This is a genomic window from Bifidobacterium sp. LH_424 (assembly GCF_056356895.1).
This window is the reverse complement of sequence record NZ_JBKEVC010000001.1, coordinates 619,299-638,853: the sequence shown is the minus strand read 5'-3', so window position 1 is coordinate 638,853 and position 19,555 is coordinate 619,299. Positions and strand designations below refer to the sequence as shown.

The following is a 19,555-nucleotide window of genomic DNA, read 5'->3' as shown; positions in this document are numbered from 1 at the left end:
CTATGCCACGGGGATTCCGTCGATTCCGGCGAGGAAACGGTCGGCTCCCTCCCGTTCCTCCCTCCACAGGCGCAGCGTCACGCCCATCGCCTCGCATGCGGCGTCGGCGATGGACAGGCCGAGTCCCACGCCGGAGACGGCGCTGATGCGGGAGTTCACGCCGCGATGGAACGGCTGGACGAGTTCGGTCAGATCGTCGGACAGTCGCTCCCCGGTGGTGTTGCCGATCGTCAGGAGGAGCCGGTCCCCCTCGCGGTCGAGCGTCACGTCGATCGAGCCTTCGGAGTCCGTGTTGTGCATGACGGCGTTGCGGATGAGATTGTCGACGGCGAGCCGCATCAGCGTCGGGTTCGTCTTCGCCGTGATGCCGTCATGCCCGTCCATGTCGATAGTGACGGCGATGCCGCGTGCGGCGATCTCCGCGTCCATGTCCGCCAGGGCGTCCCTCACGCAGGCGGCGACGTCCGTCGACCCGTCCGCGGCGCTGCCGGCATCCGCGGCGCCGTTGCCTTCGAGCTTGCCGTATGCGCCGCTTTGGATGCGTGAGAGCGTCAGCAGCGCGTCGACCAGTTCGGCGCCGCGCCGGTTGGCGGCGAGCGCACGGCGTACGGAAGGTTCCACGTCGGCGGGGAAACGCCCTTGCGCGAGGGGCGCGTCGAGGTTCGTCTCGACGGCGGCGATGGGCGTGCGCAGCTCGTGCGACGCGTTCGACACGAACCGGCGTTCCGCTTCGGAGGCGGCCTGGATGCGGTCGAGCATCCCGTTGATGGAATCGCCGAGCCGGGCGACCTCGTCGTCGCGTGCGCTCCGTTTCGCCGCATCCCCGCGTCCCACGTCGATGCGCGTGCCGAGGTCGGAGGGGTCGAGCGCGGCGGTCTGGTCGCTGATGGATTGCAGACGTTTCGCCATGCGCGAGGTGACGATCCAGATGACGAGGATGCTGATTGCGCCGAATGCGACGAAGATGATGGCGGCGCTGATGCGCAGCCCGTTGGCGATGGTGTTCTGGTTCCATACGGAGACGCCGTAGGGCGTGCGGATGGTGAACGACCCGTCGCCACCCCAGTCGACGCGGTACGGTTCGCCGTTGATCCGTCCGCTGGCGCTTCCCTCGCCCTTCCCGTCGCTCGAGGAGCCGAGGAAGTCGGGGACGTTCCCGCCCGCGGAACGGTGCGATCGGCTCCATGCGTCGGGATCGGGGTCCGTGGACCAGCCTTGGGCCGACAGATAGTCGTCGTTGTCCGACGACGATCCGTTCGAGCCGTCCCCATTCCCGTTCCGGCCGTTTTCATAGGTGATGGTCATCGCGTAGGAGAACATGCCGTTGACGACGAACATCTGTACGATGGTGGCCGATCCGAGGGCGATGAGGAACACGAGGCCGATGGCGAGCGTGAGCTTCGCACGGAACGTCCTGGGACGGATACGGTCGAGCACCCCTCTGAAGCATGTGGCGACGCGACGCCGGACGCCGGGTCTTCCGCCGGAGCCGGCGACGGGGGTCGTCCTATCGGTTTCGTCGGTCATGCGAGCCGGTATCCTTCGCCGCGGGTGGAGACGATCAGGTCACGGCCGCCGAGTTTGCGCCGCAGCGAGTATACGGTGGTCTTGACCGCGTCGGAGGGTTCTCCCGTGCCGTCGCCGTCCCAGACGTTCCGGTAGAGTTCGTCCACGCCCACGTAGCCGCCGTCGGCGCGCATGAGCTCCAGGAGCACGCCGTACTCCTTGGGCGTGAGCCTGACGAGCGTGCGCCCGTGGTCGCGGAACACGAGCCGTCGCGTCGAATCAAGGGTCAGATCGCCGCGCGTCAGGACCGCCTGTACGGCGAGCCCTTTGCCGGTCCGACGCTGCAGGGCGCGGATGCGGGCGAGCAGCTCCGGGTAGGCGAACGGTTTGGTCAGATAGTCGTCGGCCCCCAAATCGAGCCCGCTGACCCGATCGCCGATCTCGGCGGCGGCCGTGAGCATGATCACGGCGACGGGGATGCGGTTCGCGGCGATCGTCGTCATGACCGCGTCGCCGGACAGGACCGGCAGATCCCGGTCAAGCAGCACGATGCCGACATCCGTATCGGCGAGCGCCGACAGCGCCTCCACTCCGGTCGAAGCCACATCGGTCGCATACCCTTCGTATCTCAGCGCATCATCCAACGCGGCCGCCAGCTCACGGTCGTCCTCGACGATCAGTATCCGCATCCCCGTCTCCTTCCCGTCCCAGGACGGACGTCGTACCCGTCATTATCCTCCCCGAACCAAGGTAAGACGAAAGTGAGAGCGCCGACCACCCGGACGTCACCGCGGACGGTGTTCGATGGATGGTGAAGGAGGGCCGCATCATGATACGCATAACCGCAGCTTCCACCGGCAAGCCGGGAACGGCCGTACGGCTCGCCGCGGTCATGGCGGCGACGCTGATGACGCTGCCGCTCATGTCCTGCACGGCACCATACGCGCATCCCACCACGGACGACGCCGACACGACGGATGTTTCGGCGCAAGCCGGCTCCGACGATACGACCGACACGTATCCGATCCCCACCATCACGCGCCGGTTCGTCGCATGCCTCGTCTCGAAAGGATTCGACGCGCGCGTCGTGGGGGAGCACAACGACCAGGTCGCCCTGCTGGAGATCGACGCGGCCGGCAACCCCAAACAGCCCAAGCTCATCGACGACGGTGACGGCGTCGTCACACGGGATTGGACCACCGATCCGAACCTGTACCCGAACATCACGTCGACAGGCACCATCAGCAACACCGTCACCGGCGACGATTTCCCATACATCATCGCCGACGGCGCCGCCGACCTGGCCGGCTCACCGTACGCGTCCAGACAGGGTGACTACGCGGCGTGCGAACACGCCAACCCCGACTTCACCCAAGGCGTGGCCTCCACAGGCATCGACGACTCCCACGCCAGCAGGAAGGACAAGGACGCGGCACTCGCATTCGCCCGGAAAGCCCGGGCCAAAGGCTTCACCTGGGTCGCCGACCCGACCGGCGACGAACCCCTGCGCATCATCATCCCCGACACCGTGCCCGAAACCGACGTGCGCCGCTTCTTCAAGGAATGCCCCGCCGACGGAGCACCCGTCATCTTCAGCTGGACCGGCGACTACCCATACGACACCAATGCGGTCCAACAAGGACGATGACCCCGTCCGGTCCGCCGGAACCATCAAACCCGACGGGACGATGAACACGGTAATCCGAAAGTGAGCCGACTCCACACGGACACTCCACGCGTCGCACGCTTGGATGGAGACACGGCAACCACACAGGGGAATGGGACACGCCATCCCCAAGATGACCAAGGAGGACGCCATGACCAGCATCCAACCAATCCTCGCAGCCAGCCGACACATCTTCGCACTGACCGCGGCAGCCGGATTCTGCCTCGCCGCGCTCGCCGGCTGCGCCACACCATCTGCCGCCGGCACGAATGGCGACGACGCGGATTCGGCCGGCACAACCGCACTCGAAACCGATGCCACCGCCAAACGATTCGTCGCCTGCCTCACCGGCAAAGGCTTCGACGCCCAAGTCGCCGTCGGCCCCGTCACCCCCGGCGCCGACGGCAAGGCCAAACGCCCCACCACCAAAAACATGGCCGAACTGCGCATGATCGACCAATCCGGCAACCCCATCCAAGCCAACGCCGACGGCACCAACGTCGACACCAACGACACAAGCCAGCAGCTCTACACCAACGCCATGTACACCAGTCTCGAAGACAACGCCGTCTGGGTGGCGTTCAAGGACTCCACCGCGCTCGCCGGCACACCATACGAGCCGAAACGCTCCGACTACTCCGACTGCGAGAAAAATAACCCCGATTTCAGCCAACCCGCGCAGGACCTCGCCACACCCCAGACCATCTCCGAAGACGACAAACGCGCCGCACTTCACTACGCCCGAAAAGCCCGGGCCAAAGGCTTCACCTGGGTCGCCGACCCGACCGGCGACGAACCCACCACGATTCTCATCCCCAAAACCGTCGGAGAGAACGAACTCAGACGCTTTCTCAAGGAATGCCCCGTAGGCGACGCCCACATCGCCTACGGCTTCGACGGCACACCCGAGGAATTCGGCTACGACTACACGAAGACGATGAGCGAAATCGACGGCTCCGCAACCTCATCCGTCACGGCTCAATAGACGTACAAACCCCGACCCCGGCCGAAAGAACCGGGAACACCCAACGAAAGAGGCCCGACATGACACGAACCGCAACGAGGAGGACCAGAAGGATCCGCCGCGCCATCACGGGCATCGCGGCGCTCGCCGTCGCCGTGGGGCTGGTCGTGGCGTGCGTGGTGGTCAAACCGTGGACGTTCGTCGGGCATACGACCGGCATCGGACGCGCGGCGTCGGCCGCGAAGGTCGATGTGACCACGCTGCGCACCCAGCCGGTCGTCAAGGGCGTCCTCGACGCCGAGACCCGACTGGGAGGGACCCTGCAGTACGACGCGTCATCCGACTTCCAGCCGGCCACCGGCGTCATCACCCGACTGCCCATGCCCGGCGCCGAAATCGCCACCGGGCAGCAGGTGTACGAGATGAACGGCACACCCGTGCCGCTCTTCCACGGCGAGCGGCCCTTCTGGCGTACGCTCCAGGTGGATGCGCCGGACGGCCCGGACGTGACCCAGCTCGAACAGAACCTCGCGGAACTCGGATTCTTCGCCGGAACCATCGACGGGCATTTCGACTGGCTGACCCGTGAGGCGGTCCGCCAATGGCAGCGTTCGCTCGGCCTGGCCGGCGACGCCGCCAACGGCGTGTTCGAGCCGTCCTCCGTGGTGCTGGCGCCATCGGCGCCGATCCGCGTCAAGACCGTGACCGCGAGACTCGGGGACAGGGACGCCAGCCCCGGCAGCTACACGGGTACGGCCTTGCACGTGGAGGCCACGCTGACCTCCACGCAGGCCGCCACCTTCAAGGCCGGCGACAAGGTGCAGGTCATCATGCCGGACAACACGACCATCGACACCACGCTTACGGCGGTCGACCAGGGCGGCCAGTCCACGGGCAAGGACGGGCAGGTCACCCCGCCCTCCGCGCGCGTCGACTTCCCCGACCAGACCCAGGTGGCGCGCTTCGGCACGACATCGGTGCAACTCGTCATCCCGAATACGGCGGATTCCGATCAGGCGGGCTCCGGCGAATCGCTGATCGTGCCGGTGACCGCGATCATCGCGTCCGCGGGCAACACGTACGCGGTCGAAGTGGTGCGCGGAGACACGGTCACACGCGTCCCCGTCGAAATCGGGCTGGTCGCGAACGCGCGGGTCCAGCTGACGAAGGCCGACGGGCTCGAAGCCGGCGACAAGGTGGTGGTGTCATGACGGGCAGCGGAATGGTACGGCCATCGACCATGCCGGCGCCGCTCCTCACCTTGGAGCGGGCGACGAAAAGCCATCCCGGACGGGACGGCGAACCATTGGAGATCCTGCACGAGACATCCCTCTCCATCGGCCGCGGGGAGCGCATCGCGATCGTGGGACCGTCCGGTTCGGGCAAATCGACGCTCCTGTCGCTGCTCGGCACGCTCGACATGCCCACCAGCGGCACGTTGCGCTACGACGGCGACGATGTGGCCGCGATGGGGGAACGGAGACGCAGCATGCTGCGGGCCGCGCGAATCGGCTTCGTATTCCAACAGTTCCACCTCATCCCGACGGTCTCCGCGCTGGAGAACGTGACGACGGGACTCCAATACACATCCACGCCCCGCGCAACGCGTAAGGCACTCGCGATCGAGGCCCTGGAACGCGTCGGACTGAAGGAACGCCTCCACCATCGCCCATCACAGCTCTCCGGCGGCGAACAGCAGCGCGTGGCCATCGCCCGCGCCCTCGCCAAACGGCCGGACATCATCTTCGCCGATGAACCCACCGGCGCACTCGACACCGCCACAGGACACGCGGTCATCGACCTGCTGCTCGAAGCGGCGGACGACGGGGCGAGCCTCGTGGTCGTCACGCACGATCCCGACATCGCGGCCCGTTTCCCGCGCCGCCTCCACATCCAGGACGGCAACGTGCGGGACGACACCCTGCGAGACGCCGCCGCGACGGAACCGATGGAAGGGGAACGACCATGAACGACGACACACAACCGACGCGGCCGATCGGCACGCGCATCATGGACCTCCTGCACACGGCATGGATCGGCGCGACCGGACGGACGTCACGTACGACGCTCGCCTCACTGGGCATCGCGCTCGGCGTCGCCGCATACGTGGCGCTGTCCGGCATCGCCGCATCGAACCAGGCGGCGCTGCTCGCACGACTCGACGCGCTCGGGGCGAACCTGCAGGTGGTCACGCCGGGACAGGACGCCGCACGACAGCCGATCCCATTGCCTCAGTACGCGCCGAAGACCATCGCCCGCCAACCACAGGTCGAACGGGTCGGCGTCTTCGACACCCCACCGGAGAACACGCGGATCTTCAAGAACGAATTCGTCCCCAAATCCAACGGCAACGCGCTGGCGTTGTCCGTCATGAGACCAGGCGCGCTCGACGCCCTCGGCGCCTCCCTCGCACAAGGCCACGGCATCGACGCGGACAACGTGAACCTGCCCGTCACGATCCTCGGCTCCGAAGCCGCCTACCGCCTCGGCGTGACCACGACCGGAGACCGCATCCTCATCGACGACGCATGGTACGGCGTCATCGGCATCCTCGACCCGATGCCGCAAGCGCAACACTTCGACTCATCCGTGATCATCGGATCGAAATACGCGAAAACCCACTACCCGGACCAAACGCAAACCATCGGCCGAATCAGCGCCATCTACGTACGCACGAAACCCGGCGACGCGGAGACGCTGCGCCGCATGATCGCCCACGCGGCGAACTTCACCGGAACTGGGGTAACCGTCAACGCGGCCGCCGACCTATCCGAAGCCCGCAACGCCACCGACGACTCACTGACCGCACTGGGACTCATGATCGGCGCGATCGCACTCGCCATGGGAGGCATGAGCATCGCCAACATGATGATCGTCACCGTGATGGAACGCCGCGGCGAAATCGGACTGCGCCGCGCACTCGGCGCGACCCCCGGCGCCATCCGCATGCAATTCCTCGCCGAAGCGGCACTGCTCTCCACACTCGGCGGATTCGCCGGCGTCCTGCTCGGCGCAGGAACGGCGATAGGCGTCGCACTATCCACACGACAACCAATCGCACTGGACTGGACATCCCTGCCGACGGCATGGTGCGCCGCCATCCTCGTCGGCGCGCTCGCCGGCATCCATCCGGCCTCCCGCGCGGCGCGTTTCACCCCTACGGCGGCGTTGCGCGGCGACTGACGGCGACGGCATCACGGAGCCGCGGCGGCGCGGCGGTACGCCGGTGCGGGGGAGCCGGAATGCGTCCCCCATGCCCGGAATGTAGGACGCGCACGTCGGTTGCGGACATGGTTGGCCTATGGTGGCGCATGGTCAGACTTCAGACATTCAAGGGAGGACCATGTCGGTACTGGACGAATTGGTGGCGGGCGCGCTGGAGGACCAGCAGGCCCGTGAGCGCACCGTGTCGTTGGAGGACGTGAGGAAGGCCGCGCTGGCGGCCCCGGCCCCGATCGACGCGAAACGATGGCTCAAGCGCGCCGACGGCATCCCCGTGATCGCCGAGATTAAGCGCGCCTCCCCGTCCAAGGGCCACCTGAGCGACATCCCCGACCCGGCCGCGCTGGCACGCGAATACGAGCGGGGCGGCGCGAGCGCCATCTCCGTGCTCACCGAGGGCCGTCGCTTCCTCGGATCCCTCGACGATCTCGACAAGGTGCGCGCCGCCGTGCACATCCCGGTGCTGCGCAAGGACTTCATCGTCACCGACTACCAGATCCTCGAGGCGCGCGCGCACGGCGCCGACCTGGTGCTGCTCATCGTCGCCGCGTTGGACGACGCGAAGCTGAGGCACCTGCTCGACCTGGCGCACGAGCTGGGCATGACCGTGCTCGTCGAGACGCACACGCGCGAGGAGATCGAGCGCGCCATCGCCGCCGGCGCGAAGGTCATCGGCATCAACGCGCGCAACCTGAAGAACCTCAGGGTCGACGTCAACAAGTACGCCGAACTGGCCGACGACCTGCCCCACGACGTGATCCGAGTCGCCGAATCCGGCGTGTTCGGCGCGGTCGAGGTCGAGGACTATGGCCGGGCCGGCGCCGACGCGGTGCTGGTCGGCGAGGGCGTCGCCACGGCGGACGACCATGAACTTGCGGTTGAACGACTAGTGAAGGCAGGAGCAAGAGTGAAAGCATCAGAAACCACCCCGTTGAGCGAACACCACGGCCCGTACTGGGGCCAGTTCGGCGGCCGATACGTGCCCGAGGCGCTCATCACCGCGCTCGACGAGCTGGAGCGCGTCTACGACGAGGCCAAGAAGGACCCCGAATTCCACAAGGAGTTCATGACGCTGCAGCAGCGCTATGTGGGCCGTCCCTCGCCGCTGACCGAAGCGCCGCGCTTCGCGGAGCTCATCCGCGAGAAGACCGGACTCGACGCCCGCGTCTTCCTCAAGCGCGAGGACCTCAACCACACCGGCGCGCACAAGATCAACAACGCGCTCGGCCAGGCGCTGCTCGTCAAGCGCATGGGCAAGACCCGCGTGATCGCGGAGACCGGCGCCGGCCAGCACGGCGTCGCCACCGCCACCGTGTGCGCGATGCTCGGTCTCAAGTGCCGCATCTACATGGGTCAGATCGACGCCCGCCGCCAGGCCCTCAACGTGGCGCGCATGCGCATGCTCGGCGCCGAGGTCGTCGAGGTCACGCTCGGCGACAAGATCCTCAAGGACGCCATCAACGAGGCGTTGCGCGACTGGGTCACCAACGTCAAGGACACGCACTACCTGCTCGGCACGGTCGCGGGCCCGCATCCGTTCCCCGAGATGGTGCGCGACTTCCAGAAGATCATCGGCGAGGAGGCCAAGCAGCAGCTCAAGGACTGGTACGGCATCGACCATCCGGACGCGGTGTGCGCGTGCGTGGGTGGCGGCTCCAATGCCATCGGCGTGATGAACGCGTTCCTCGACGACGAACGCGTCAACCTGTACGGCTACGAGGCCGGCGGCAACGGCCCCGAATCCGGCAGGCACGCCATCCGCTTCGCCCCTGGCACCGGCCAGCTCGGCATGTTCCAGGGTGCCAAGAGCTACCTGCTGGAGACCGACGAGGGCCAGACGCTCGACACGTACTCCATCTCCGCCGGCCTCGACTATGCGTCCGTCGGCCCCGAGCACGCATGGCTCAAGGACATCGGCCGCGTCAACTACTCGTGGGCCACCGACGAGGAGGCGATGAACGCGTTCCGCGACCTGAGCCAGACCGAAGGCATCATTCCCGCCATCGAAAGCTCGCACGCGGTCGCCGGCTCCTTCAAGGCCGCCGCCGACCTCAAGGCGAAGGGCTACGACAAGGCCGTGATGATCATCAACATCTCCGGCCGAGGCGACAAGGACATGGCCACCGCCGGCAAGTGGTTCGGCTACCTGACCGACGACCAGGCCGCCGCGCTCGAAGTGACCGGCGCGCACGGGAACACGGTCGCCTGAACGGCGACGGATGCACAGCATCAGGAGGAGATTTTCGATATGACAAACGCAGCAACCACGCCCTCCGGCCAGCCGCTGGGCATCAGCCACCGGCCCAGCCCCACCGAGGCCATGTTCGCGAAGTTCAAGGCCGAGGACAAGCCGGCCTTCATCGGCTACCTGCCGTACGGCTTCCCGGACCCCGAGGTCTCGCTCGACGCCTTCCGCACGATGGTCGAGCACGGCGTCGACGCGGTCGAGATCGGCCTGCCGTACTCCGACCCGGTCATGGACGGCCCGGTCATCCAGGCCGCGTCCTCCATCGCCCTGAACAACGGCGAGACCATCCGACGCGTCTTCGAGGCCGTGGAGACCGTGGCCAACGCCGGCGGCGTGCCGCTCATCATGAGCTACTGGAACCTCATCTACCACTACGGCATCGAGAAGTTCGCCCGCGACTTCGAGAACGCGGGCGGCGCCGGCCTCATCACCCCGGACCTCATCCCGGACGAGGCGGGGGAGTGGATTGAGGCGTCCGACCGTCACGGGCTCGACCGTATCTTCCTCGTGTCGCCCGACTCCGCCGACGAGCGTCTCGAAGTCGTCGCGAGGAACGCGCGTGGCTTCGTCTACGCGGCCGCCCGCATGGGCGTCACCGGCGAACGCGCGAGCATCGACGCGTCCCCCGAGACGCTCGTCGCGCGCACCCGCAAGGCGGGCGCGAAGAACGTGTGCGTCGGCATCGGCGTGTCCACCGCCGAACAGGGCGCGAAGGTCGGCTCCTACGCGGACGGCGTGATCGTCGGCTCGGCACTTGTGCACACGCTGCTCGCCGACGACAACCGTTCGCCGCGCGACACCGCCGAAGGCCTGAAGCTGCTCGCCGCTAAGAGCGAGGAGCTCGCCGCGGGCATCCACGGGGCGCGCGCCTGACGTCCGCCGTTCCGCACGGGCGCGTCGGATCCACGGCGCGCCCGTCGTAGGATGAGAGCGATGAAACCCATGAATCTCGCATACATTCCCTCACCGACGTTCTCGAAGTTCCAGATCGGACCGGTGACCATCCGCATGTACGCGGTATGCATCCTCATCGGCGTGTGCTTCGCCGTGTGGATCCTCACCCGCCGTTGGAAGCGCGTGGGCGGCACCTTCGACCAAGTGCTCGACACCACGCTCGTCGCCGTGCCCTCGGGGCTCGTCGGCGCGCGCCTGTACCACTGCATCACCACGCCGTCCGCGTACTTCCCGCCCACCGGCAGCCTCGTCAATATCCTCAAGGTGTGGGAGGGCGGCATGGCCATCTTCGGCGGCATCGGCGTGGGCGCGCTGGCCGCGTTCCTCTGGTGCCGCCACAAGCGCTACCCGTTCGCCCTGCTCGCCGACTGCCTCGCCCCGGGACTCCTCGTGGCGCAGGCCATCGGACGCCTCGGCAACTGGTTCAACCAGGAGCTGTTCGGCTGGCCCACCACCCTGCCGTGGGGACTGAAGCTCAACGATTCGGCGGACGCGATCGGCAGCACCGAAGTGTGCTACCAGGGGACCGCATGCCCTTCCGGCACGCTGTTCCACCCCACGTTCCTGTACGAGATGATCTGGAACCTCATCGGGGCCGCGCTCATCGTATGGATCGGACGCAGGTTCGCCGACCGGCTCAAGGCCGGCCAGCAGTTTGCCATGTACATGATCTGGTACGGCCTCGGCCGCACATGGATCGAGAACGTGCGCATCAACTACTCCACCGTGATCCTGGGCCTCAGGACCAACGTGTGGACCGCCATCCTCGTCTTCCTCGCCGGATGCGTCCTGTTCGCCGCGCTGCACCGCGTCGGACGGGAGACGTCGACGCTCGCCGCCCGTCTCACCGCGGTCACCGCGGACGAGCTCGAACGGCAGCGCCAGGCCGAGGAGCGTTCCGAAGACGAACACGCGAGGAACGACGACTGAACATCCGCCCCGTCCGGCGGCGCAACGCTCCCGGACGCCGGCCATAGTCCCATTTGATGGATAAGGTATGGAACCATGAAGAAGATTGAAATCGCCCCCAGCATCCTGTCCGCCGACTTCTGCAACCTTGAGCGCGACCTCAAGGCGATCGCCAACGCGGACCTCGTCCACGTCGATGTGATGGACCATCACTTCGTCCCGAACCTGACGCTCGGAGAGCCGATCGTCAAGCGCATCTGCGAGGTCACCGACCTGCCGGTCGACGTGCACCTCATGATCGAGGACCCGGACCGCTGGGCCCCCGAATACGCGCGTCTCGGCGCCTCCTCCGTGTCCTTCCACATGGGCGCCACCCACGCCCCGGTCCGTCTCGCCCGCCAGCTGCGCGACATGGGCTGCAAGGCCTGCTTCGCCGTGCGCCCCGCCGAGCCGGTCGAGCCGATCTTCGACATCCTCGACGAGTTCGACATGATCCTCATCATGACCGTCGAGCCCGGCTTCGGCGGCCAGAAGTTCCTCGACAACCAGATGGCCAAGGTCCGTCGCCTGCGTGACGAGATCACCCGCCGCGGCCTCGACACCAAGATCCAGGTGGACGGCGGCGTCAGCCCGAAGACCGCGCACATCGTGGCCGAGGCCGGAGCCGACGTGCTCGTGGCCGGCTCCGCCGTGTACGGCGCCGACGACCGCGCGGCCGCCATCGACTCCATCCGCGAGAAGGCCGCCGCCGCGTACCGCGACTGAGCGTCGACACGCACGGTTTCCCCGCGGGATTCCATATTCCGAAACCAAGAAGAAAGCATCACAGACACATGAAGACGTTCGAATCGCTGTTCGCCGAACTGAGCGAGAAGGCCAAGACCCGTCCGGAAGGCTCCCTGACCGTCGATGAGCTCGACAAGGGCACCCACTTCATCGGCAAGAAGATCGTCGAGGAGGCCTCCGAGACCTGGATCGCCGCCGAATACGAGGGCGCGGACCGCACCGCCGAGGAGATGAGCCAGCTGCTTTATCACGTGCAGGTCATGATGATTAAGCACGGTCTGAGCCTCGAGGACGTCTACAAGCACCTGTGACTGTTTCCGCGGCGCGGGCGATATAGCCCGCGCCGCATCCATGACTAAGGGGAAAACCATGCTGAGAATCGCCGTGCCCAACAAGGGCATGCTGTCCGAACCCGCCTGGAACATGCTGGCGGAGGCGGGCTACCGTCTGCGCACCAACTCGCGTCAGCTTGTCGTCGAGGATCCGGACAACGACATCGAACTGTTCTACCTGCGCCCGCTTGACATCGCCGTGTACGTGGGCCGCGGCACCATCGACTGCGGCATCACCGGCCAGGACCTGCTCAAGAACTCCGGCACCGCCGCGCTCGAGCACATGCCGCTCGGCTTCGGAGCCTCCACGTTCCGCTTCGCCGCGCCGAACGGATCCTCCTTCTCCAAGCTGGAGGACATCGACGGCAAGCGCGTCGCCACCTCCTTCGACAAGCTCGTGCACGACTACCTCGTCGACCACGGCATCAACGCGGAGACCATCCATCTGGACGGCGCCGTCGAATCGTCCGTGCAGCTGGGCGTCGCCGACCTCATCGCCGACGTCGTGTCCACCGGCACCACGCTGAGGAACGCCGGCCTGCGCATCTTCGCCGACCCGATCATGCACTCCGAGGCGTGCCTCATCCGCTCGCCGCGACTGGACGAGAAGGACGAGCGCCTGACCATCCTGAGCCGTCGTCTCGAAGGCGTGATCACCGCGCAGCGCTACGTGCTCATGGACTACGACATCCCCGTGTCCAAGGTCGCCGCCGCCATCGACGTGACCCCCGGCTTCGAAAGCCCCACCATCTCGCCACTGCACGATAAGCAGTGGAACGCGGTGCGCGTCATGGTGCCCAAGGCGAAGGTCAACCAGCTCATGGACAAGCTGTACGACGTGGGCGCGCGCGGCATCATCGTGACCGCGCTGACCGCGTCGCGCATCTGACCCACGCGGGCGACGACGCCATAATCCCCATACGACCAGAGGCAAACGAAACACCGACAGCATGACCGAACGCAACACCAAGTCGACCTACAGCCCGGAACCGCGCGACATCTATCTCACGATTCCGAACCTGCTCAGCCTGTTCAGGATCATCTCGATTCCGTTCATCGCATGGCTGATGTCGAACCACGAAATGGTGAACGCCCTGATCGTGCTGGCGGTCTCCTCACTCTCCGACGGATTGGACGGCATCCTCGCCCGCAGACTCAATCAGGTGAGCAAGATCGGCCAGATTCTCGACCCTCTGGCCGACCGCTTGCTCATTCTCTGCTCGATCATCGCGCTCGGCGTCGCCGGCATCATCCCATGGTGGATGCTCATCGTCATCGGCATACGCGATTTGTTCATGGCCATCCAGGTGCTGTGGCTCGCGCAATACGGCTATGGCCCGCTGCCCGTGCACTTCGTTGGCAAGACCGGCACCGCATTGCTCATGATGGCGATTGTCTCGCTCACCATCGCCGACCTCGGCACCGGGTCGCTGTTCCGTCTGCTGCATCTGGCGGCGCTGGCCACCGGCATCTGGGGCGTCGCCATGTACTGGCTCGCCGGGTACATCTACTTCCGCCAGGGAGTCACCGTGCTGCGCCAGGAGCTGCCGCAACGGCATGAGCAGCGAGAGCGCGAACGGCGTGAGAAGGCCCGCGCATGAGCGTGGACGAGCCGGTGCCGGCATCATATCCAGCGGGGAGAGGAACGGACGGAGCGCCGACAAGGCGTCGTCGTTCGGCGTTCTCCCACGCGTACGGGGGACTCCTATCCCATCATGCCGCCCAGGCAACGGCTCCGCTGAGCGAGCGGGAACGCCGCCGACGCATCCGCCAGGACGATTCGTTGAGACTCATCGACGATCTGACCAACCGTCCGCTCGACCCGATCTATCTCGATTCGAACCTCGCCACCCACCGCGAATCGCCGATGATGATGTGGGTGACGCGCGTGGTCTGCTTCATCGTCTGCATCGGCGTCGGATTCCTCGGCAGCCTGTTCGTGCAGCAGCTCCATTCCGATCCGCGCAAGGCGGTGAGGGCGTCGCTCGCCGCCGAACTCGAATCCTCGCAGAAGAACGTCGGCAAGCTCACCGGCGAGGTGAACACGCTGCGCGGCCAGATCGAACGGCAATCGAAACGTCTCGACGTCGCCGGCTCCACGCAGACCGTGCTGGACGACGAGATGGCCAGCGGCCAGGTGAGGGTGACCGGCGAGGGCGTCACGCTCACTGTATCCAACCCGATCGCCGCCTCCAATGGCTCTACGAACGGCGCCACGCCGCGTGAATCCTCCGGCGGTCATCTGCGCGTCGTCACCGACGCCGACCTGCAGCAGCTCGTCTCCCTGCTCTGGCAGTCCGGTGCCGAGGCGATCGCGGTGAACGGGCATCGGCTCGGCATCCAGACCTCGATCCGCACCGCCGGCGGCACGATCCTCATCGGATTGGACGCGGTCGACAGCCCGTACCGCATCGAGGCCATCGGGGACAGGACCGCGCTGTCCCAGGTCGCCGATCCCGACAGGCTTGGGACCCTGTATGACGCCTACAAGGACGCCGGCATCACCCTGCAGATGAAACAGTCGAAGTCGATTACACTGGAAGCGGCCGTAGTCGGAGACATCAGCTACGCGAGGAAGGCGAAGTAATGGCAGCAGTGCTCGGACTGATCATCGGCGTGGTGATCGGCGTGTTCGTCCAACCGGACATTCCCGTATGGATACAGCCGTATCTGCCGATCATGGTGGTGGCGGCGCTCGACGCGCTGCTCGGCGCCGCGCGCGCCTATTTCGAGCGCCGCTTCTCCGATCGCGTGTTCATCATTTCGTTCTTCGCGAACGTCATCACCGCCACGCTGCTCGTCCTGCTCGGCAACCAGCTCGGCGTCGGCTCGCAGCTGCAGACCGCCGTCATCGTCGTGCTCGGCATCCGCATCTTCTCCAACGTGTCCGCCATCCGACGGTTCATTTTCCGAGGCTGACATGGCGAGACGAAGCAGGAAACCCGCACGGAACGGCGGGAACATCATCGGCGAGATGAAGGCGCGCGACGCCGCCGAGAAACGCAACGATTCGTTGGAGACCGGATCGTTCCCCCAGGTCGGCAAACGTCGGGACGGCAAACGTGAGCTCGGCGGGGCCGGACTGAAGACTAAGCTCGCCTCGACGCTGCTCGTCGTGCTCATGTGCGCCCTCCTCGGCTTCGGCTACATGACGCAAATCAACAACACGCAGTCCACCTACGAGACGATGAGCGAGGACGAGCTCGTACGCCTCATCAACGAGACCAGCACGCAGGCCACGAACCTCGAACAGCGCAAGAACGAACTCACCAGCCAGCTCACCAGCCTCAAGGCCGCCGCCGACCAACGCGACCAGGCCGAGAAGATCGCCAAGCAGAACGAAGAGACCAGCGGCATCATCTCCGGTAGGCTGCCCGCGCAGGGGCAGGGCGTGATCATCCGCATCACCAAGGGCACGAAGCAGAGCATCGACGCGGCCACGCTGTTCACCCTCATCGAGGAGCTGCGCAACGCCGGCGCCGAAGTCATCTCCATCGGAGACGTGCGCGTCGTCACCTCCACCTCGATCGTCAAAGGCGACGACGGCAAGCTGCAGTGCGACGGCGTCACGCTCGACACGCCGTATGTGGTGCGTGCCATCGGCAATCCGGGGGACCTGCAGAACGCGGTGAACATCGCGGGCGGCATCGGCTCCAGACTCAAGGTCATGTACGGTTCACGCGTCACCGTCGAACAATCCGACGACGTCGTCATCAACGCCGTGCGCGGCGAAAAGCAATATAAGTACGCAAGGACGGTAGAATAGGAAACCATGACAGAACCAATTCCCAGCGCAGGCGAGACGACCATCATCGGTCTGCCCGCAATCACCATTCCCGTAACCGCGACCGGCGACCGTCCGCTCACCACGGAGGATCTCGACACCATCGCCCGACTGTCGGAGGGCACGGCGCTGCTGATCTCCACGCGAGGCGCGGTGTCCGGCTCCCGTTACCTGCTCGATGAGGACGAGGTGACGGTGGGGCGCGACCCGCGTGCCGACATCCTGCTCGACGACTCCACGGTCTCGCGTTCACACGCCGTGTTCCGTCGCACCGGGGGAGTGTTCACCGTCGTGGACGCCGGTTCCCTGAACGGCACGTACGTGAACCGCCAGCGTGTCGACCAGGCCACGTTGAAGAACGGCGACGAGATTATGATCGGCAAGTTCCGTCTCGTCTTCTTCACGAAGTCGGCCGTCATCTCCTGACGATGGTCCACAGGGCGTAGCCGGGCACGGAAACAAGCGAGGGGAGTGACGATGGACGAGGATGATCGTCGGCTTCATCTGCACGTGCGACTCGAGGATCGTACCGATCTCAATGAGGACGCCGTGCAGGGGGAACTGTTCGCCACTCCCGACGACGAGGACATCATGCGCGGCTACCGTGGCTCCATCGCATCCAAGATCGCCGGCATCACCTACCGTCAGCTCGATTATTGGGCGCGCAAGCAGATTCTGGAACCGTCGATTACGCCATCGCACGGTTCTGGATCACGCCGTCTCTACTCGTTCAAGGACGTCGTCATCCTCGCCGTGTCCAAGCGTCTGCTCGACGCCGGCGTGAACCTGCAGAACGTGACCACGGCGATCAGCTTCCTCACGCAGCGTTCCGTCGGCCAGCTCGAGCACATCACCATCATGTGCGACGGTCAGCACGTGCACGAATGCACCACCAGCGAGCAGATGCTCGACCTGCTGCAAAGCGGCAAGGCGGTGTTCGCGGTATCGGTCGGATCGCTGTGGCACCAGATCAGAGTGGCGTTGGAAGGGGAGGACTACGTCGATCTGACGAAATCCCCGGCGAAACGCTCCACCGGCCGGCCCATCGACGATCTGACCGCCGCTCGCATGCGCAGGAAGCTTCAGGAGCGACGGCTCCAGCGAGAGCAGGAATCCGCGCGACGCTGAAGCCGTCGTATACGTAGTGGAGAATCAATCTGGCATGACTACGTTATGTCAGATTCGTTGTATTTCGGAGCCTATACCCGGTATTACGTTTCAAGGGGGCCTCATGGTGGACATCCTTCCAGCGGCGCTGTGGTGCGTCGATGTGGTGCTTTCGTTCAACATCATCGTGATTTGTCTGCGTCGCGGCGGGCTGCTGCAACGGTATGCGGGCGGCGTGGACCGTGTGAGTTGGCCGGTGACGATTGCGCACGTGGCATCGGCGCTGTTGGGGTTGACGCCGTATCTGGCGTTCACCTGGTTCGCTGATGGCGGGTTCGATCCGGACGTGCGTGATTTCTACGTCAAGTACGGTTGGCCGTCCGCAGCCGTGGTGATTCTGCTGATTCTCGTGCAGCTCGTATGCCTGTACCTGCAGGCGAGACGCGCGATGATGAGCGAGATGGATGCGCGGCTGCACCGCGCGAAGCGGAAGTGATCGGGGAGCGTCCGACGGGGGCGACAATTGGGGATTGCGGCATGAATGTCGGATGATGAGGCATGCCGGGTTACACGCGTACATTGTTAATCTGACATAACGTACATTATCGGATAATTGAGAATAGATATATTGCGGTGCCTTCGCAGGCACACGCCCGCCCGTATATACCCACGGATACGCCACGCATGCCGCCTGTCGCACCCGTGGTCCCCGTTTCGCCTTTGTCGTTTCCCTATTCGTATCGTACCGATTGTGATTTACGGCGCTATATGAAACGACGCGCGTGAATATTCAGTCGACTGTATATTCGGTTGAATATTCACGCGCGCCGTCCAAATAATGAACTTACTTCGCGAAGTACTCGTTCACTGCGTCTCGCAATTCGGACACGTGGTCGATGATGCGGTAGCATCCATGTTCGGCCAGCTCGCCGGGTTCGGCGTAGCCCCAGCCGCAGCCCAGGCAATCGAGCCCGCACGCCTTGGCGCCGTCCGCATCGGTCCAACGATCGCCGACCATCAGCGCACGGTCGCCCGCGGCGGCATCGAAACCGATGTTCTCGAAGCAGTACCGGATGACCTGGTCCTTGTTGATGCGCGAGCTGTCCTTGCTGGCGCCGTAGATGCCGGACACCAGCGGCGTGACGCCGAAGCGTTCGCAGATCGGCTTGGCCTGGTACTCGGGCTTGCAGGTGGCGACAGCGAGATAGTACCCGTCCTCGTCGCGCAGCTTGATGAGCTGCTCGGCGATGCCGTCGAACAGCTTGTTGACGTAGCATCCGGAGACTTTCTCCCCCGGGTTGTTCGAATCGTCGAACACCTGCTTGTTGCCGTAGTAGTCGCGGTAGGTCTCCACGGCGAAGTCGAGCCTGTCGTCGGGCACGTGGTTGAGCGTGAGCGACGTGCTGATGGCCGGACCGACGAAGCGATGCAGCGTCTCGTCGTCGGGCACCGCCATGCCCAGCGCCTTGAACGTCTCCGTGACGGCGGCGAGGATGCCGGGTGCGGAATCGGTAAGCGTGCCGTCCAGATCGAGCAGGACCACGTTCTTCGGATGTTCGGCCATTGGTGTCACTCCCCTTGTTGCTGTATCGGGTTTCTACGCATTATGCCCGGTCGAGTTGACCGGGCATGAAGTTCAGGTGTCGTTCACCTGCATCACTCGTAGTCGGGAATCCAACCTTCGCGATGCATCTTGAGACGCTTTTCCAGAAGCTCCTTGAGCTCCTCCTCGCTGCGGCGTTCGAGCAACATGTCCCAGTGGGTGCGGGTGGGCTTGGCGATTTCGTTGGCGGAGGCGTCCTCGCCTTCACGGTGGGCGGTGGAACCGCAGCGGCACTCCCACTCGTCGGGAATCTCCGCGCCTTCCGCGAACGGCAGGATCGTGCGATGCCCGTTCGGGCAGACGTAGGCGACTTCCTCACGTGCGGCGAAATCGACGTTGCTGTCGGATTCCAGCGATTTCGCACCGATGCTCATACCACGCAGACTGCGTTCGGCCATAGTACGGGTTCCTCCTTGTTTTTCGACATATCCACATTACGCAACAGTTCGGACGTGGCGGTTATTCCATGCCCAT

The 19,555-nt window shown here is 65.4% G+C and carries 22 protein-coding genes; 18 read left to right on the top strand and 4 right to left on the bottom strand.

Annotated elements, in window-relative coordinates:
• Both AC1AYP_RS02655 and AC1AYP_RS02650 read right to left on the bottom strand, forming a co-directional pair.
• Positions 1 to 1,527, bottom strand: a complete 1,527-nt coding sequence (locus tag AC1AYP_RS02655; RefSeq protein ID WP_476546665.1) for a sensor histidine kinase — start codon at positions 1,525 to 1,527, stop codon at positions 1 to 3.
• Positions 1,524 to 2,195 carry a response regulator transcription factor gene (locus tag AC1AYP_RS02650; protein WP_476544613.1) on the bottom strand — a complete coding sequence of 224 codons (672 nt, stop codon included), beginning with the start codon at positions 2,193 to 2,195 and terminating at the stop codon, positions 1,524 to 1,526. The genes AC1AYP_RS02655 and AC1AYP_RS02650 overlap by 4 nt, the downstream gene beginning before the upstream one ends.
• 140 nt (positions 2,196 to 2,335) lie before the next feature.
• Between AC1AYP_RS02650 and AC1AYP_RS02645 the strand changes: the two genes are divergently transcribed.
• The 18 genes from AC1AYP_RS02645 to AC1AYP_RS02560 all read left to right on the top strand — a co-directional run bounded on the left by AC1AYP_RS02645 (position 2,336) and on the right by AC1AYP_RS02560 (position 17,974).
• Positions 2,336 to 3,154: a hypothetical protein gene (locus AC1AYP_RS02645; RefSeq protein ID WP_476544612.1), complete on the top strand. Its 819-nt coding sequence runs from the start codon at positions 2,336 to 2,338 to the stop codon at positions 3,152 to 3,154.
• Between the two features lie 169 nt (positions 3,155 to 3,323).
• The gene (locus AC1AYP_RS02640) at positions 3,324 to 4,157 is read left to right on the top strand and encodes a hypothetical protein (protein WP_476544611.1); all 834 of its coding nucleotides are present in this window, start codon (positions 3,324 to 3,326) and stop codon (positions 4,155 to 4,157) included.
• 59 nt (positions 4,158 to 4,216) lie between these two features.
• Entirely contained in the window at positions 4,217 to 5,347 is a 1,131-nt protein-coding gene (locus tag AC1AYP_RS02635; protein ID WP_476544610.1) for a peptidoglycan-binding protein, read from the top strand.
• Entirely contained in the window at positions 5,344 to 6,105 is a 762-nt protein-coding gene (locus tag AC1AYP_RS02630; protein WP_476546664.1) for an ABC transporter ATP-binding protein, read from the top strand. The genes AC1AYP_RS02635 and AC1AYP_RS02630 overlap by 4 nt, the downstream gene beginning before the upstream one ends.
• Entirely contained in the window at positions 6,102 to 7,319 is a 1,218-nt protein-coding gene (locus AC1AYP_RS02625; RefSeq protein ID WP_476546663.1) for an ABC transporter permease, read from the top strand. Before AC1AYP_RS02630 ends, AC1AYP_RS02625 begins: the two co-directional genes overlap by 4 nt.
• A 160-nt stretch (positions 7,320 to 7,479) precedes the next feature.
• Positions 7,480 to 9,567 carry a bifunctional indole-3-glycerol phosphate synthase/tryptophan synthase subunit beta gene (locus AC1AYP_RS02620; RefSeq protein ID WP_476501687.1) on the top strand — a complete coding sequence of 696 codons (2,088 nt, stop codon included), beginning with the start codon at positions 7,480 to 7,482 and terminating at the stop codon, positions 9,565 to 9,567.
• 39 nt (positions 9,568 to 9,606) lie between these two features.
• The gene (gene trpA / locus AC1AYP_RS02615; protein ID WP_476501688.1) at positions 9,607 to 10,479 is read left to right on the top strand and encodes a tryptophan synthase subunit alpha; all 873 of its coding nucleotides are present in this window, start codon (positions 9,607 to 9,609) and stop codon (positions 10,477 to 10,479) included.
• A gap of 69 nt (positions 10,480 to 10,548) precedes the next feature.
• Positions 10,549 to 11,490, top strand: a complete 942-nt coding sequence (gene lgt / locus AC1AYP_RS02610; protein ID WP_034528231.1) for a prolipoprotein diacylglyceryl transferase — start codon at positions 10,549 to 10,551, stop codon at positions 11,488 to 11,490.
• A gap of 75 nt (positions 11,491 to 11,565) precedes the next feature.
• A complete protein-coding gene (rpe, locus tag AC1AYP_RS02605; RefSeq protein WP_034528233.1) occupies positions 11,566 to 12,234 on the top strand; it encodes a ribulose-phosphate 3-epimerase in 669 nt (222 codons plus the stop codon).
• Positions 12,235 to 12,302: 68 nt separating this feature from the next.
• Positions 12,303 to 12,566, top strand: a complete 264-nt coding sequence (locus tag AC1AYP_RS02600; RefSeq protein WP_034528235.1) for a phosphoribosyl-ATP diphosphatase — start codon at positions 12,303 to 12,305, stop codon at positions 12,564 to 12,566.
• Positions 12,567 to 12,624: 58 nt separating this feature from the next.
• Positions 12,625 to 13,476 carry an ATP phosphoribosyltransferase gene (gene hisG / locus AC1AYP_RS02595; protein WP_476501691.1) on the top strand — a complete coding sequence of 284 codons (852 nt, stop codon included), beginning with the start codon at positions 12,625 to 12,627 and terminating at the stop codon, positions 13,474 to 13,476.
• A gap of 61 nt (positions 13,477 to 13,537) precedes the next feature.
• Positions 13,538 to 14,188 carry a CDP-alcohol phosphatidyltransferase family protein gene (locus AC1AYP_RS02590; protein WP_476501692.1) on the top strand — a complete coding sequence of 217 codons (651 nt, stop codon included), beginning with the start codon at positions 13,538 to 13,540 and terminating at the stop codon, positions 14,186 to 14,188.
• Entirely contained in the window at positions 14,185 to 15,174 is a 990-nt protein-coding gene (locus AC1AYP_RS02585; protein WP_476546662.1) for a DUF881 domain-containing protein, read from the top strand. The genes AC1AYP_RS02590 and AC1AYP_RS02585 overlap by 4 nt, the downstream gene beginning before the upstream one ends.
• Positions 15,174 to 15,506: a small basic family protein gene (locus AC1AYP_RS02580; RefSeq protein WP_101623019.1), complete on the top strand. Its 333-nt coding sequence runs from the start codon at positions 15,174 to 15,176 to the stop codon at positions 15,504 to 15,506. Before AC1AYP_RS02585 ends, AC1AYP_RS02580 begins: the two co-directional genes overlap by 1 nt.
• Position 15,507: 1 nt before the next feature.
• A complete protein-coding gene (locus AC1AYP_RS02575) occupies positions 15,508 to 16,353 on the top strand; it encodes a DUF881 domain-containing protein (protein WP_476501694.1) in 846 nt (281 codons plus the stop codon).
• A gap of 6 nt (positions 16,354 to 16,359) precedes the next feature.
• Positions 16,360 to 16,797 (top strand): FHA domain-containing protein, encoded by a 438-nt coding sequence (locus tag AC1AYP_RS02570; protein ID WP_476501695.1) that lies wholly within the window; start codon positions 16,360 to 16,362, stop codon positions 16,795 to 16,797.
• Positions 16,798 to 16,848: 51 nt separating this feature from the next.
• Positions 16,849 to 17,499 carry a MerR family transcriptional regulator gene (locus AC1AYP_RS02565; RefSeq protein WP_476546661.1) on the top strand — a complete coding sequence of 217 codons (651 nt, stop codon included), beginning with the start codon at positions 16,849 to 16,851 and terminating at the stop codon, positions 17,497 to 17,499.
• A gap of 103 nt (positions 17,500 to 17,602) precedes the next feature.
• Complete coding sequence (locus AC1AYP_RS02560; protein ID WP_476546660.1) at positions 17,603 to 17,974, top strand: hypothetical protein; 372 nt, start codon at positions 17,603 to 17,605, stop codon at positions 17,972 to 17,974.
• A gap of 348 nt (positions 17,975 to 18,322) precedes the next feature.
• Here the strand turns inward: AC1AYP_RS02560 and AC1AYP_RS02555 are convergent, their stop codons facing one another.
• Positions 18,323 to 19,042 carry an HAD hydrolase-like protein gene (locus AC1AYP_RS02555; protein WP_476546659.1) on the bottom strand — a complete coding sequence of 240 codons (720 nt, stop codon included), beginning with the start codon at positions 19,040 to 19,042 and terminating at the stop codon, positions 18,323 to 18,325.
• Positions 19,043 to 19,134: 92 nt separating this feature from the next.
• Complete coding sequence (locus AC1AYP_RS02550; protein ID WP_034528258.1) at positions 19,135 to 19,479, bottom strand: RNA polymerase-binding protein RbpA; 345 nt, start codon at positions 19,477 to 19,479, stop codon at positions 19,135 to 19,137.
• Positions 19,480 to 19,555 lie beyond the last annotated feature (76 nt).